14 protein-coding genes are annotated in these 14579 nt (G+C 31.1%); 11 read left to right on the forward strand and 3 right to left on the reverse strand.

The window, feature by feature from the left end; genetic code table 11:
* Positions 1–3: 3 nt before the first annotated feature.
* The 6 genes from ACN0WB_RS01710 (at position 4) to ACN0WB_RS01735 (ending at position 7178) form a co-directional block, all read left to right on the forward strand.
* On the forward strand, positions 4–840 hold the full coding sequence (locus ACN0WB_RS01710; protein WP_417428202.1) for a sulfurtransferase: 837 nt from the start codon (positions 4–6) through the stop codon (positions 838–840).
* A 73-nt stretch (positions 841–913) separates the two neighbouring features.
* The gene (gene nadC / locus ACN0WB_RS01715) at positions 914–1780 is read left to right on the forward strand and encodes a carboxylating nicotinate-nucleotide diphosphorylase (protein WP_417428204.1); all 867 of its coding nucleotides are present in this window, start codon (positions 914–916) and stop codon (positions 1778–1780) included.
* Positions 1781–1957: 177 nt separating this feature from the next.
* Complete coding sequence (locus ACN0WB_RS01720; protein WP_417428206.1) at positions 1958–4549, forward strand: TonB-dependent receptor; 2592 nt, start codon at positions 1958–1960, stop codon at positions 4547–4549.
* Between the two features lie 83 nt (positions 4550–4632).
* The gene (locus ACN0WB_RS01725) at positions 4633–5073 is read left to right on the forward strand and encodes a hypothetical protein (protein WP_417428208.1); all 441 of its coding nucleotides are present in this window, start codon (positions 4633–4635) and stop codon (positions 5071–5073) included.
* Positions 5074–5153: 80 nt separating this feature from the next.
* A complete protein-coding gene (locus tag ACN0WB_RS01730) occupies positions 5154–6143 on the forward strand; it encodes an aspartate-semialdehyde dehydrogenase (RefSeq protein ID WP_417428210.1) in 990 nt (329 codons plus the stop codon).
* 33 nt (positions 6144–6176) lie between these two features.
* Positions 6177–7178, forward strand: coding sequence for a cation diffusion facilitator family transporter (locus tag ACN0WB_RS01735; protein WP_417428212.1), 1002 nt, complete (start codon positions 6177–6179; stop codon positions 7176–7178).
* Here the strand turns inward: ACN0WB_RS01735 and ACN0WB_RS01740 are convergent, their stop codons facing one another.
* Positions 7179–7622: an exosortase F system-associated membrane protein gene (locus ACN0WB_RS01740; RefSeq protein WP_417428214.1), complete on the reverse strand. Its 444-nt coding sequence runs from the start codon at positions 7620–7622 to the stop codon at positions 7179–7181.
* Between the two features lies 1 nt (position 7623).
* Complete coding sequence (gene xrtF / locus ACN0WB_RS01745; RefSeq protein ID WP_417428216.1) at positions 7624–8157, reverse strand: exosortase family protein XrtF; 534 nt, start codon at positions 8155–8157, stop codon at positions 7624–7626.
* A gap of 47 nt (positions 8158–8204) precedes the next feature.
* Between xrtF and ACN0WB_RS01750 the strand changes: the two genes are divergently transcribed.
* The 5 genes from ACN0WB_RS01750 (at position 8205) to ACN0WB_RS01770 (ending at position 11618) form a co-directional block, all read left to right on the forward strand.
* On the forward strand, positions 8205–9197 hold the full coding sequence (locus tag ACN0WB_RS01750) for a phosphotransferase (RefSeq protein ID WP_417428218.1): 993 nt from the start codon (positions 8205–8207) through the stop codon (positions 9195–9197).
* A gap of 64 nt (positions 9198–9261) precedes the next feature.
* Positions 9262–9669 (forward strand): ATP-binding protein, encoded by a 408-nt coding sequence (locus ACN0WB_RS01755; protein WP_417428219.1) that lies wholly within the window; start codon positions 9262–9264, stop codon positions 9667–9669.
* Positions 9670–9676: 7 nt separating this feature from the next.
* Positions 9677–10390, forward strand: coding sequence for a nucleotidyltransferase family protein (locus tag ACN0WB_RS01760; RefSeq protein ID WP_417428220.1), 714 nt, complete (start codon positions 9677–9679; stop codon positions 10388–10390).
* A complete protein-coding gene (locus ACN0WB_RS01765; RefSeq protein ID WP_417428222.1) occupies positions 10387–11106 on the forward strand; it encodes a TIGR00730 family Rossman fold protein in 720 nt (239 codons plus the stop codon). Before ACN0WB_RS01760 ends, ACN0WB_RS01765 begins: the two co-directional genes overlap by 4 nt.
* 41 nt (positions 11107–11147) lie before the next feature.
* Complete coding sequence (locus ACN0WB_RS01770; protein WP_417428224.1) at positions 11148–11618, forward strand: DUF6702 family protein; 471 nt, start codon at positions 11148–11150, stop codon at positions 11616–11618.
* A gap of 70 nt (positions 11619–11688) precedes the next feature.
* On the opposite strand, the gene ACN0WB_RS01775 is transcribed toward ACN0WB_RS01770, so the two are convergent.
* Positions 11689–14496, reverse strand: coding sequence for a GH92 family glycosyl hydrolase (locus ACN0WB_RS01775; protein WP_417428226.1), 2808 nt, complete (start codon positions 14494–14496; stop codon positions 11689–11691).
* Positions 14497–14579 lie beyond the last annotated feature (83 nt).

A 14579-nucleotide genomic window follows, 5' to 3' on the forward strand; every position in this document is an offset into this window, starting at 1 on the left:
AAAATGAAACTTTCCCCCATAATTTCCGCTAAAGAATTACAAAAAATTCTATCTAAAGAAAATCTAATCATAGTAGATGCCGGAAGTGGCGGAAATTCTTATGATAATTTTTTAAAAAAACACCTTCAAAATGCACTTTATGTTGATTTAAACAAAGATTTAGCAGCAGTTCCAGAAAATCCAAAATTTGGTGGAAGACACCCTTTGCCCAAGTTGGATGATTTTTTTAAAGTTTTGCAAAGATTAGGAATTTCAAAAAACTCACACATTATTATATATGATAATAAATTTGGTGCAAATGCAGCGTCAAGATTTTGGTGGATGTTGAAATCTGTAGGAATAGAAAACGTTCAGGTTTTAGACGGCGGTTTGCAAATGGCAGAGAAATTGGGATTTCCAATGGATTTTGTAGAAAATAAGGTTCAAGAAAATTCAGATTTTAAATTATTAAATGAAAATCAAGATTGGACTTTTCCTCAAATTAATTTAGATTTTGTTAAAAATTTAAGTCAAAACCCAGAATTTACTTTAATTGATGTTCGGGATAAAGCGAGATATGACGGTGAAACAGAACCAATTGATAAAATTGCGGGACATATTCCTTATGCTAAAAACTTACCTTTTAATGAAAATCTTAACGAGGATGGAACATTTAAAAAACCTGAAGTTTTAAAAGAACAGTTTAATCAATTTTTTAAAAATTATTTCGCTGAAAAAACTGCTATTAGTTGTGGTTCAGGAGTGACTGCGTGTCACACGATTTTAGCAATGGCTTATGCAGGATTTGAAATTCCAAAATTATATGTGGGTTCCTACAGTGAATGGATAAATCAAAATTAAATTTATAATAATTTTATTTAAAATAAATGAAATCTGCAAGATTCGCGAATTCAAAAAAAGATATATAAAAAAGATGAGCAAAAAACCAAAATACATTACCGAAAAAGCTTTAAAAACTTTTATTAATAGCGCTTTAGAAGAAGACATCCAAAGTGGAGATCATTCTACTTTATCCACTATTCCAAAAGATTTGGTGCAAAGTGCACAACTTTTAGTAAAAGAGAATTGCATTTTGGCAGGCGTTGAAATGGCTAAAATTATTTTTAAAACTTTTGATAAAAATTTAGAAATAGAAGTTTTTATAAAAGATGGAGAAGAAGCAAGAGTTGGAGATATTGCTTTTATAATAAAAGGAAGCGCCCGTTCAATTTTATCTACGGAAAGATTAGTTTTAAACTGTATGCAAAGAATGAGCGGTATCGCTACTTTAACGCATGAATGGGACGCAAGATTAATTGGTACAAAAACCAAACTTTTAGATACTCGGAAAACCACACCAAATTTTAGAATTTGCGAAAAATGGGCCGTTGCAATTGGCGGTGGAACCAATCACAGATACGGACTTTATGACATGATCATGTTGAAAGACAACCACATCGATTACAACGGAAGCATCACAAAAGCCGTTCAAATGGCAAAAGATTACGTCGAAGAAAAGAAACTAAAATTGAAAATTGAAGTTGAAACTAGAAATTTAGAAGAAGTTCAGGAAGCATTAATTGCAGGCGCAGATAGAATTATGCTTGATAATATGGATGTTTCGATGATGAAAAAAGCAGTAGAAATAATTAAGGGAAAATGTGAAACTGAAGCTTCCGGTGGGATTTTGCGAGAAAATATAAAAGAAATTGCATCAACTGGCGTTACTTTTATATCTTCAGGTGCGCTTACTCATTCGGCTAAAAATATTGATTTAAGTTTAAAGGCGGTAAAAAATTAGGTTTTTCGCATTTTTAAAAAAGTTACACATGTCAGTTCCACGCTTATAATAGTCTGCAAGCCAATTTTATAATAAATAAGTTAACAAAATATTAAAATTTAACATTTTGTTAATGATAGTTTCAAAAAAAAAAACGATTTTTGCACCAAACTTAGATACTCTAAAAAACAATTAATTATGAATTTAGTTCAAAAGTCAATGTTTACGGCATTAATTACGCTTTCTACGGCAAGTGTTTATTATGCTCAAAGTGTGAAAGATACACTTAGTAAGGAAAAAGCTATCGATGAAGTGGTAATTAGCGGTGTTGCTGATATCGCAAAAGATAGAAAAACGCCTGTTGCTGTTTCTACAATTAAAGAATCGCAAATTATTGAAAAATTAGGAAATCAGGAATTTCCTGAAATTTTAAACAGTACACCTTCTGTTTATGCCACTAAAGGTGGTGGTGGATTTGGAGATTCCAAATTAAACATTAGAGGTTTTGCTCAAGAAAATATCGCTGTAATGATCAATGGTGTTCCTGTAAACGACATGGAAAACGGTTCTGTTTATTGGAGCAACTGGGCTGGTTTATCTGATGTAACTTCTGCGATGCAAGTTCAAAGAGGTCTTGGTTCATCCAAATTGGCAATTGCTTCTGTTGGTGGAACGGTAAATATTTTAACCAGATCAGCAGACAGAAGGGAAGGCGGTAAAGCCTCTTTCGGTTTTGGTAATGACGGCTACAACAAACAACTTTTTGCCTATAATACCGGAAAAAACGCCAAAGGTTGGTCTTCCTCGTTTTTATTAAGCAGAACTGGCGGTTCTACTTATGCAAGCGGGACCCAGTTTGAAGGTTACAATTATTATTTCGCATTGGGTTACCAAAAAGGAAAACATGATTTTCAGTTTACCTTAACTGGTGCACCACAATGGCACAACCAACGAGCGTATGAAATTAAATTACAAACTCTAATTGATAGAGGTTCTTACGACAGTCCAGACAGAAGATACAATAATGAAGAGGGTGTTTTAAACGGACAGGAATATACTTTTAAAAGAAATTATTATCACAAACCGGTGATGTCTTTAAACTGGGATTGGAAAATGTCTCCAAGTTCAAAATTAAGCACTGTTGCTTACGCTTCTTTTGGTAGAGGTGGGGGAACATCAGATTATGGTGGTGTAAATGGTGGCAAAAGAGGAGCTGATGCTTCTTGGAAAAACGCAGATGGCTTAATCAATTTTGATGCGATTGTTGCTGCAAATGCTGCTTCCACACCAGATAAAGGTACTCTTGTTAGAGCTTCTTCTGTTAATTCACATAACTGGTTTGGTTTAATTTCAAATTTCAACCACAAGATTAATGATAATTTAAATTTTTCAGTTGGTTTTGATGGTAGATATTATTACGGGTATCACTACTATATAATTACTGATCTTTTAGGTGCTTCTGCATACAAAGACACGAAAAATTTAAATTTGACTGCACCAAATTATGTTTCCAACACATATAGCGCAAATGCAAGCTTTAACCCTTTCGGTGGAAAAATTGATCCTCTCAAAGATAGAGTAAACTTTAGTAATGATGGAGAAGTTCTTTATTATGGAGGTTTCGGTCAGTTAGAATATTCTAATGATAAAGTTTCTGCTTTTGTACAAGGTTCTGTTTCACAGCAAGGTTACCAAAGAATTGATAATTTCATTGTAGATGGTCAAACGACTTTAAACGGGAAATTAGTTTCACCAACCAATCAACCATCTGCTACGAATCCTCTATTATATGCTAAAACAGGATTTAAAAATCTTATAGGATATAATGCAAAAGTAGGTGTAAACTATAATATTGATGAAAGAAATAATGTTTTTGTTAACGCAGGTTACTATTCTAAACAACCCTTTATTAAAGCAGTTTATCAAAATAATAAAAATTACTTAAACCCGAACTTAACTAATGAAAAAATATTTGGTTTAGAAGCAGGTTATGGTTTCAGAGCATCTTGGTTAAATGTAAATGTAAATGGGTATAGAACTACCTGGAAAGACCAATATGTGCGTGCTAGAGTAAGTATTAAATTACCAGGAGGTGGTTACTTAAGTAATGCTTATGCTAATATTCAAGGAGTTGAAGAAGTTCACCAAGGGGTTGAGTTTGAAGCAAATTCTAGAATTAATAAGTGGTTAAAACTTACAGGTATGGTTGCTGTTGCAGATTGGCATTACAAAGGAAATGCAAACGGTTCCATATATAATGAGTCAAATGATCCGATTGATAACCAAGGAAATATAGTTGCAAGTGGAAACGCAGCAACCCAAACGCTTTATTTAGATAAAATTAAAGTTGGAAACGCAGCTCAAACGACTGCCGCATTGGGATTCGAAGTAGAACCAATAAAAGAATTTAGAATTAGTGCTAACTACAGATATATCAACCAACTTTATGCTAATTTGAACGTTCTTGACTTTTCTGATCAAGCTAAAGCAGCAAAAGGAGCTTTAGAATTGCCCAGTTATGGTTTAGTAGATATGGGAATTGGTTACAAATTCCGTTTGCCTAATGCAAAACAAAGTTTTACTGTAAGAGCAAATGTTTATAACTTATTAGACAAAATTTATATCCAAAATTCTTATACTAACATTCATGCTTCAGACGCAACAAGTAATGCTCCAGGTGCGCCAACGTACGAACAAGCTGGTAAATTATACCACGGTGTAGCAACAGCAAATGAAGTGTTTTTCGGTTTCGGAAGAACATTTTCTGTAAACATTGCATATAATTTCTAAAACAGTTTTTATATAACTTTAAATCCCGGCTTTTAGCCGGGATTTTTTTATATTTGTATTTCACAAAATCAAAAAAATAAATTATGGATTTTTACAATGTTTTTCTAAACGCTCACAAAGGAATCGGTTATCTAGTGCTTCTTTTAGTGCTGGTTTTTACAATGTCACTTTTGATCTGTATGTTCGGTTATTCTGGCCGAATTTCTAAATTACTAAAAAAATCAACTTTGATCACTATGATACTATTTCACATTCAGGTTTTAGTAGGAATCCCATTATTATTAATATTTTCTCCAGGTTTTAAAGCTGCATTAGATAGCGGAACTTTAATGAAAGATTCCTACGCAAGACATACTTTTGTTGAGCATCCTTTTTCAATGCTAGTTGCGGCAATTCTCTTAACAATTGTTTATAGATATACGAAAACGCACGAAACAATCGCCATGAAAATTGTAATTTTCGGAGTGATTGCAGTAGCATTTTTTGCATATGCATTTCCGTGGATGCGTGTTTTTGGCGCATAATTAAAGTGATAAATATTATATACATCGCTTTGCAAATTTCTTTGAAAAAATATTAATCAATATTTTAAAATATACTAGTAATGAAAGTAGCCTTGGTTGGCGCCACCGGTATGGTTGGTCAAGTCATGTTAAAAGTCTTGGAAGAAAAAAACTTCCCCGTAACGGAATTATTTCCTGTAGCCTCAGAAAAATCTGTTGGAAAAACTATTACATTTAAAAGTAAAGAATGTAAAATAGTTTCAATGCAAGATGCAATTGAGGCAAAACCAGAAATTGCACTTTTTTCTGCAGGCGGTGATATTTCTTTGGAATTTGCTCCAAAATTTGCAGCAGTTGGGACTACAGTTATAGATAATTCTTCAGCTTTTAGAATGAATTTTGCACACAAATTGATTGTCCCAGAAATTAACGCAAAAACTTTAACAAAAGAAGATAAAATTATTGCAAACCCAAACTGTTCTACAATTCAGTTGGTAATGGTTTTACATCCTTTAAATAAAAAATATAATTTAAAAAGAGTGGTCGTTTCTACTTATCAATCCGTTACAGGAACAGGTAAAAACGCAGTGGATCAACTAAATTCTGAAGTTCTCGGAGATAAATCTAAAAAGGTTTACCCTTATGAAATTTTTAAAAATGCATTGCCACATTGCGATGTTTTTTCTGAAAATGATTACACCAAAGAAGAAATAAAATTAATGACAGAACCCTTGAAAATTTTAGATGACAATTCATTTAAATTAACGGCAACTGCAGTTCGAGTTCCAGTTCAAGGTGGTCATTCTGAAAGTGTGAACATAGAATTTGAAAATGATTTTGAAATTGAAGATATTAAAGAATTACTTTCAAAAACACCAGGAATTATAGTTCAAGATGATGTGAAAAATAATCTTTATCCAATGCCGTTATATTCTGAAGGAAAAGATGAGGTTTTCGTCGGTAGAATTCGCCGAGACAATTCTCAAGATAAAACTTTAAATATGTGGATTGTTGCAGATAATCTGCGTAAAGGAGCCGCGACAAATGCGGTGCAAATTGCAGAATATTTAGTGAAAAATAATTTAGTTTAAAAAAAATGAGCGCCTAGATTGGGCGTTTTTTTTATGAAAGAAGACGCAGAAATATCAAAAAAAAGTTTCGCTTTTCAAAGAAATGTCGCCATAATTGGTGTGCTACTTTTTTTTGGAAAATTATTAGCTTGGCTTTTAACTAATTCCGACGCAATTTTTTCCGATGCAATGGAAAGTATTGTGAATATTATTGCCGCTTTTATGGGATTATATTCGCTTTATTTGGCTTCAAAACCACGAGATGAAGATCATCCGTACGGACACGGAAAAGTAGAATTCATTACTTCTGGAGTGGAAGGAGCGCTTGTAATTTTTGCTGGTTTAATGATAATTGGACAAGCTGTTGTTTCATTGTTTAAAGGTAATATTTTAGATAAAATAGATTACGGTATTTACATTGTTGCACTTACCGCAATTGTGAATTATTTTCTAGGCTATTTAAGTTTTAAAAAAGGAAAAGCACAAAATTCTATTGTTTTACAAAGTTCCGGAAAACATTTAATGGCCGATACTTTTACAACTTTAGGAGTGATTATAAGTTTGGTAATCGTTTATTTTACTAAAATTTATTGGATAGATTCGGTTGTTGCTTTGCTCTTTGGAATTTATATTATTTTTGTCGGTTACAAAATTGTACGCAAATCTTTGGGCGGAATAATGGATGAAGCAGATCCCAAAATGCTCCGTAAATTATCTTCACTTTTAAATCACAACCGAAGACCTGCGTGGATAGATTTGCACAATACTAAAATTCAGCAATATGGAAGTCGGCTTCATGTGGATGCACATTTAACTTTACCGTGGTATTATGAACTGCGAGATGCGCACAATGAAATGGAAGAAGTTGTGAAATTAATTGCAAAAAACTCAGACCGAAAAATTGAATTCAACATTCACATGGACGATTGCAAAGAATTTTCTTGTGAAATTTGCCAAGTAGAAAATTGCCCCGTTCGTTTGCACGCTTTTAAGAAAAAAATTATTTGGGATGAAAAAAATATTTCCCAAGTTCAGAAACATTCTATAAAGAATTAATTAAATTTCCAAACCTTTCTCAGACTGAACTTTTCGGTAATAAAATAGCGGAATTATCAACAATAAAATCAGTGGTTGAATCACAAATCTGCGCATATAAAAAGAAAATAAATAGCCAATTTCGAATTTATTATAAATGCAGAATAGATAAATAATAAAGGTAATTGCAAAAACCAAAGTCATTAAAACCCACGCTTGCAAAGTCCATCTTTTATTTAAAAATAAAGCTTGTACAATGATTAAGGAGAAAATTAAATTTAAACCAAACCGAAATAAATAATTTAAAATCAAAGGAAACCAATTAAAATCGGGAAAAAGCGCATTGATATCTGCACTTTTAAAAAATTCTAAAAAAGGATCATAAAATAAATGGTTTTCTACAAAGCGAACGCCAATTAATCCACAAACTCCAAGAATTACAAATAACCATCGTAAATTTCTCATTTTAATTTCTTCTTTTCGGTTTTAAAACAAAAAACTTCACCCAAATAAGCCAAAGAATAACAATTGTTCCATAGATAATTGCAGGAAAAATATATTGGTGTGAAATGGTTTCATATTTCGGATATTCTACTAAAATAATATTTAACCAGACAATTCTCAAAACATTCATAAGGTGAATTACAACTAAACCAACCGCCGCAAAAATAAAAGTTTTTGCACCTTTATAAAAAACAAAAATGAATGCCAAAAATAAAATCATAATAGAGATTGCGTTGCAACCTTCTACCATTCGAGAAATATAATTATTATTAACGTAAAACCAAGTCGTGTGATATCTCGCATCATCCACCAATTCCGTCGTATATCCTAAAGAATTTTGGCAAAAACCACTTTGTGCTGCAACCCATTTTGAAAAAGGATCTATTGCAGAACTAGCAAAATAATTCAGATAAAATTGGTACGCAAAAAGCAAAACAAGATAAATTATAATAAACCTTAAGATCACTTTTAAAATCGGTAAAAAATCTTTGAACATATAACAAAGATAACAAAATCTTCATTTTTTAGTATCTTTGTTTTTCCATGGAAGAAAAAGAAATTCTAGAGTTTTTTGAAGATTTTTCGCAAGAAAAAACGCTCGGTTTTTTGGAGTTACCACAAAGCGGTTCTTCCAGAAAAAATTACATTGTAGAAAACTCACAACAAAAATTTGTGATGACTTTCAATTCTAATATTTCGGAAAATCAATCTTTTTTTTATTTTTCTAAACTATTTTCAGAATTAAATTTAAATACACCAAAAATTTTTAAAATTAATTCGGCAGAAAATCTTTACATCCAAAGTTTCTTGGGCAATGAAACTTTATCTGAAATTATAGCCAAAGATGGTAAAACAGAACGAGTGAAATTATTAGTAAAGCAAGTTTTATCACATCTTTTTGAACTGCAAAAAAAATCATTAGGAAAAGTAGATTACACCAAAACCTTTGAATATACAAGTTACAACGAGCTTCCAATTTTAAATGATTTATTTTATTTTAAATGTTTTTTTATTGATGTTTTGGAACTGCCTTATCAAAAATCTAAATTAATTTCTGAGTTTTTAGAACTGGCAAAATTATTAGAAAAACTGCAACCAAGAGGTTTAATGTTGCGAGATTTCCAAGCCAGAAACATCATGGTAAAAGAAAACGAAGTTTTTTTCATCGATTATCAAGCGGCGATGGAAGGTCCATTAATGTATGATGTGATTTCATTATTATTTCAAGCAAAAGCTAATTTCTCTGAAGATTTTAAACAAGAAATGCTTAAATTTTATCTATCGAAATGGGAAAATGAAGAAGTTAAAAATCAATTAGAAAATTCAATAAAACCTCTGCAACTGATTCGTTTTTTGCAAGTTTTAGGAGCTTATGGATTTCGGGGATTGGTTCAGAAGAAAGAACATTTTCTAAAAAGTATTGAAAAAGGAGTAAAAAATATTCAAAATTTCGCTTATTCTTGGGACGAAATAAAAAATTATCCAGAATTGGAAAAATTAATTTTTAAATTGAATTGTTTAAAAATTAAAATTTAAAACATTAAGGATTATTAATTGTCAACTATATGGAAAAATAACTAAAAAAAGAATAAAAAGTAATATGAGTCTAAAAATAGAAATCCACAGTTTTTCCTACAAAAAAGGCGGAATCCCAAAAGATAATTCAGGAAACGGCGGCGGATTTTGTTTTGATTGCAGGGGAATTTTAAATCCCGGAAGAATTGAAGAATTTAAACCGCAAACGGGTCAGGAAATTGGAGTGCAAGAATTTTTAGAACAAAAAACCAAAATGCCACAATTCTTAGAAGGAATTAAAAATGTAATTTCTATCACAATAGAAGATTATCTAGATAGAAATTTTGAACATTTGCAAATTAATTTTGGTTGCACCGGCGGACAACATCGTTCCGTTTATTCTGCTGAAAAAATCGCAGAATTTATTAAAAATAATTATCCTGAAACTACAGTGAAATTATTTCATGATGAGCAACCACAATTAAAAGTATGAAATTGAAATGAAAGCATTGATTTTTGCGGCAGGAAAAGGAACGCGTTTAAAACCTTTTACAGACAAACATCCAAAAGCTTTATTTAAAGTAAATGGAGTTCCACTTTTGGAAAGAAATATAAAATATTTACAAACCTTTGGTATCGAAGATTTTGTTATTAATGTGCATCATTTTGGAAATCAAATTGTAGAATTTCTAGAATTAAATAATAATTTTAATGCAAATATTACCATTTCAAATGAGAAAGATGAACTTTTAGAAACCGGTGGTGGATTATTATTTGCACAATCATATTTAGAAAACGAAGACGATTTTCTAATTATGAACGCAGATATATTGACAGATTTAGCAATTGACGTCTTAATTAAGGAACATAAAAAGCAAAGGAATTTTGTTACATTAGCTGTTTCAGACCGTAAAAGTTCTCGCAAACTTTTATTTAATGAAGAACAAATTTTGCGCGGTTGGTTGAATGTGGATTCTGGCGAACAAAAATTAGCAGAATTTAACAAAGCTTTTAAACCAATGGCTTTTAGTGGAATACACTGTGTAAATGGTTCAATTTTTAATAAAATAAAACGTCGTGGAAAGTTCTCAATAATGGAGGAATATTTAGATTTAATGAAAACGGACATTATTAAAGGATTTTACCACAACGCAAATTTAGTAGATGTAGGAAAACCCGAAGCTGTAGAACAAGCAGAAAAACTTTTTGTATGATAGATGATAATAACTTAGAAGATAAAAGATTAAAAGAAAGTTTTCGGCAAAAAACTTGGGACGAAACCGTTACCAAAGACAGTTGGATGGTTTTTAAAGTCATGGCAGAATTTGTAGATGGCTATGAAAAAATGGCCAAAATAGGACCTTGTGTTTCTATTTTCGGATCTGCAAGATTAAAAAACGATGATAAATATTATTTAATGGCAACAGAAATTGCTAAAAAAATAACTGAATTAGGATTTGGAGTTATTACCGGCGGTGGACCAGGAATAATGGAAGCTGGAAATAAAGGAGCGCATGAAGGTGGAGGAAAATCCATCGGATTAAATATTGAATTGCCATTTGAACAACATTTTAATCCATATATTGACAAGGGCTATTCTTTAGATTACGACTATTTTTTCGTGAGAAAAGTAATGTTTGTTAAATATTCGCAAGGATTTATCGTTCTTCCGGGCGGTTTTGGAACTTTAGATGAATTAATGGAAGCTTTAACTTTAATACAAACAAAAAAAATTGGGCGTTTTCCCATAGTTTTAGTTGGGTCCAAATTTTGGAGCGGACTTCTAGATTGGTTTAGAGATACGTTACTGGCAAATGGAACAATTGCTGAAGAAAATTTTAATCTTTTCCGTGTTGTAGATTCTGCGGATGATGCGGTTGCACACATAAAAGCGTTCTATGAAAAATATGCAGTTAACGTTAATTTTTAATTGGCATATAATTTGAGCCAATATTAATACAAATAATTAAAATGAAAAAAATTTTACAAGTATTCGGTGTTTTTGCCGTAGTTCTTTTAATGAGTTTTACAGTTGCAGACTTCTTTTCTTCTATGACGAAAGTAGATTATGTAGATGGAAGCAAAACATTAAAATTCACGACTAAAATGAATACAGAACACATTTCTAATGCTATAAATATCAATCCAAACACGGTTGGTTATGAAGCAGAAGTGAAAAAATATGTAAACAATAGATTTACAGTTTCAGTAAATGGCTCTCCAATTAGATTAACTTTTACAGGAAGCCAAGTAAATGGTGAATCTGTTTGGGTTTATTTTGAATCATCTGGCGTTCCGGCAATAAGTTCTTTAAAAATTACTAACGCCATTTTATTAGAAACTTATCCAAAGCAAATAAATATTGTAAATATTGCTTACAAAGGGAATCAAAAAACAATGACTTTCCAAAGAGGAAAAGAAACCAACGAAGTCAAGTTTTAAAAAAATTTTAATCTAAACCGCAATTTTGTTGCGGTTTTTTTATGATTAAATTTTTAAATTAAATTTTAATTTATTTAATTTCCACTTCATCTACAAAAATATAAGCGTCTCCATTTGAGGGAAAACCTTGATGCCATTCTGGTAATTTCCCGAAATTTTTGGCAATTATTTTAATATATCTTGTGTTGGTTTTTACAAAAGAAATCGCTAGTTTTTCTATTTGAATATTGTAATCTTGTGGGTTGGTTTTAGAATTAATTTCTCCCATTTTCTTGAAATTTTTGCCATCATCGGAAATGAAAAATTCTGCTTTTGTAGGCATTAAAATCCACGATCTTGTATCTTGTAGAAAGTCCGCAGAAATAGTAGAAATTTCTTTTGATTTTTTCATATCAATTACAACTTCAAAATCTTGAGATTGATAACCTTGCCAATCGCCTTTCTTCCAATTGCTGTCGCCAAAAACTCCATCAATAAGTCCTTGTTTTCCGCCAGAAAAATATTGTAAATCTGGCTTTGAATTAAATTTAACTTCATAATTATTTGGTTTTTTATAAACTTTTGAAGTTATAATAGTGCTTTTTTCATGATTGTCATTTTCTGTAAAAGCTTTAATTATAGAGGATTTATTAATTGTAAATGGTGCGTTGTATTTTTGAAAATCGCCACTATCAATTGAGTAAAATATGGGATAATTTTGAAAGGATTTTATAGAAATAACTTCTTCTGTTTCAAAGGTTTTATTTTTAAAAGAAATTAGAGGGACAATCACAATTTCTTTTTCATTTGTTATTATTTTGTCTTCTGAAGAGTCTTGTGTTTTATCCCAATTATCTATGTCTTTTTTATTTTTAAAGTGTAAAGTTTCACCATTTTCTAAATGGATTTTTTCTTCAATAAAAAAAGGTTCAACGGTTTCCCAGGTTGTAGAACCGGGCGTTATTTTATACATTCCCAAAGAACTTAAGACAAACCAAGAGCTCATTTGTCCGCAATCTTCATTTCCAATTAATCCATCTGGAGAATTTTTGTAGAAATTATTTAAAATAAAATGAACTTTTTTTTTGGTTTTTTCAGGTTTTCCGATGTAATTATAAAGATAAGCAACGTGATGACTTGGCTCATTTCCTTGCGCATATTGTCCGATTAATCCTGTAACATCTACTTGTGTTCTACCTGTTGTTTTAGAAGTTTCGGAAAATAATTGATCCAATTTTTTCTCAAAAGCATTATTTCCACCATAAAATTTTATCATTTCTGGAATATTTTGTGGAACGAAAAAAGTATATTGCCACGCATTTCCTTCGGTGAAATTGTTGCTAATTTCTTTTGGGTCAAATGGTTTTAGCCAATCTCCATTTAATTTTGGACGGATAAATTTTTGCTCAAAATCAAATAGATTTTTCCATCCTTGTGAACGTTTCATAAAACTTTCATAATCTTCTTTTTTATTTAATATTTTTGCCATTTGTGCAATACACCAATCGTCATAAGCATATTCTAACGTTTTGGAAACACTTTCATGTTCGTCATCAATGGTTAAAAATCCATTTTCGCGATAAGTTTTCATACCAAAATCATCAAATAAATTGGCGGAATTTTTTGCTGCTTCAAAAGCTTTTTCATAATCAAATCCTTTTACGCCATTTTTCATTGCTTCTGCAATTACTGCAACTGAATGATAACCAATCATGCAATACGTTTCATTACTTGCGAGTTCCCAAATTGGTAATCTTTTTCCTTGTTCATATTCCAAAATGAAAGTATTGATGAAATCTGAAGTTCTTTTTTTATCAATTAATGTCATCAAAGGATGATAAGCGCGAAATGTATCCCAAAGTGAAAAAACCGTGTAATAATCCTGATCTGCTTTATGAATTTGATTGTCTCTTCCTCTGTATTTTCCATCGACATCATTTGCAATATTCGGTTGCGTAAAAGCGTGATAAAGTGCAGTGTAAAAAATGGTTTTTTTGTCCTTATCGGAAGAAGAAACTTCAATTTTAGATAATTCTTTGTCCCAATATTTTTCTGCATCATTTTTAATTTTATTAAAATCCCAAGATTGTCCTTCAGCTAACATGTTTTTTTCTGCACCTTCATAACCTGTAAGTGAAAGAGAAACTTTAACTTTAATTTTCTCTCCGGCTTTTACTTGATTAGAAAACGCAAGAGCCAAGACTTTTCCTTCAAAAATTTTGTCGTTAATTGTTGCATTTTTATTGTCGTTTTTTATTTTTGAAAGTAACATCGGTTTAGAAAATTCAATTCTTGCATAGATATATTGGTTTTGCGCCCAAGCTTTGCTTCTTCTAAAAACTTCTATGGTTTTATGATCAATTATTTTTACTTCGCCTTCCAAAAGTTCGTCTCTATGATTTAAATCTAAAATGATATTCGCTTTTCCAGATTTGTTAAAAGTATATTCGTGGAAACCAACTCTTGTTGTTGTAGTCAATTTTACATTAATATTATTTTTATCTAATAACACTTCATAAAATCCTGCGGAAGCTTTTTCATTTTTGTGAGAAAAAGTAGAAGAATATTTTTTATTATCTAAAGAAACTTCGCCCATTGTAGGCATTAGTAAGATATCGCCGTAATCTGAAACACCAGTTCCGTTGAGATGTGTATGAGAAAAACCGTAAATCACAGAATCTGAATAATGATAACCGCTACAACCGTCCCAACTTCCATCAATTCTAGTATCTGGAGAAAGCTGAACCATTCCAAAAGGAACAATTGCTCCGGGAAAAGTATGACCATGACCGCCAGTTCCTATAAATGGATTTACAAATTTTGAGAAATTATTTTGAGATAATAAAATATTGCTAAAAAGGAATATAGGAATTAAAGTGCTGAGAAATTTCTTTGACATATTAATTTTTTAATTTTATAAATATACGTAATTACTAAATTCTTAATAAGTTTATTTGATAACAGTTTGAAGTTTCCAAGTTT

Source organism: Halpernia sp. (genome assembly GCF_048269545.1).
Taxonomy (GTDB): Bacteria; Bacteroidota; Bacteroidia; order Flavobacteriales; family Weeksellaceae; genus Halpernia.

Coding starts and splice junctions, on each gene's coding strand:
- ACN0WB_RS01730 (WP_417428210.1), top strand. CDS start 5,154: ATGAAAGTAGCCTTGGTTGGCGCCACCGGTATGGTTGGTCAAGTCATG.
- xrtF (WP_417428216.1), bottom strand. CDS start 8,157: ATGTTCAAAGATTTTTTACCGATTTTAAAAGTGATCTTAAGGTTTATT.
- ACN0WB_RS01710 (WP_417428202.1), top strand. CDS start 4: ATGAAACTTTCCCCCATAATTTCCGCTAAAGAATTACAAAAAATTCTA.
- ACN0WB_RS01770 (WP_417428224.1), top strand. CDS start 11,148: ATGAAAAAAATTTTACAAGTATTCGGTGTTTTTGCCGTAGTTCTTTTA.
- ACN0WB_RS01735 (WP_417428212.1), top strand. CDS start 6,177: ATGAAAGAAGACGCAGAAATATCAAAAAAAAGTTTCGCTTTTCAAAGA.
- ACN0WB_RS01740 (WP_417428214.1), bottom strand. CDS start 7,622: ATGAGAAATTTACGATGGTTATTTGTAATTCTTGGAGTTTGTGGATTA.
- ACN0WB_RS01725 (WP_417428208.1), top strand. CDS start 4,633: ATGGATTTTTACAATGTTTTTCTAAACGCTCACAAAGGAATCGGTTAT.
- ACN0WB_RS01755 (WP_417428219.1), top strand. CDS start 9,262: ATGAGTCTAAAAATAGAAATCCACAGTTTTTCCTACAAAAAAGGCGGA.
- ACN0WB_RS01750 (WP_417428218.1), top strand. CDS start 8,205: ATGGAAGAAAAAGAAATTCTAGAGTTTTTTGAAGATTTTTCGCAAGAA.
- ACN0WB_RS01765 (WP_417428222.1), top strand. CDS start 10,387: ATGATAGATGATAATAACTTAGAAGATAAAAGATTAAAAGAAAGTTTT.
- ACN0WB_RS01775 (WP_417428226.1), bottom strand. CDS start 14,496: ATGTCAAAGAAATTTCTCAGCACTTTAATTCCTATATTCCTTTTTAGC.
- ACN0WB_RS01760 (WP_417428220.1), top strand. CDS start 9,677: ATGAAAGCATTGATTTTTGCGGCAGGAAAAGGAACGCGTTTAAAACCT.
- ACN0WB_RS01720 (WP_417428206.1), top strand. CDS start 1,958: ATGAATTTAGTTCAAAAGTCAATGTTTACGGCATTAATTACGCTTTCT.
- nadC (WP_417428204.1), top strand. CDS start 914: ATGAGCAAAAAACCAAAATACATTACCGAAAAAGCTTTAAAAACTTTT.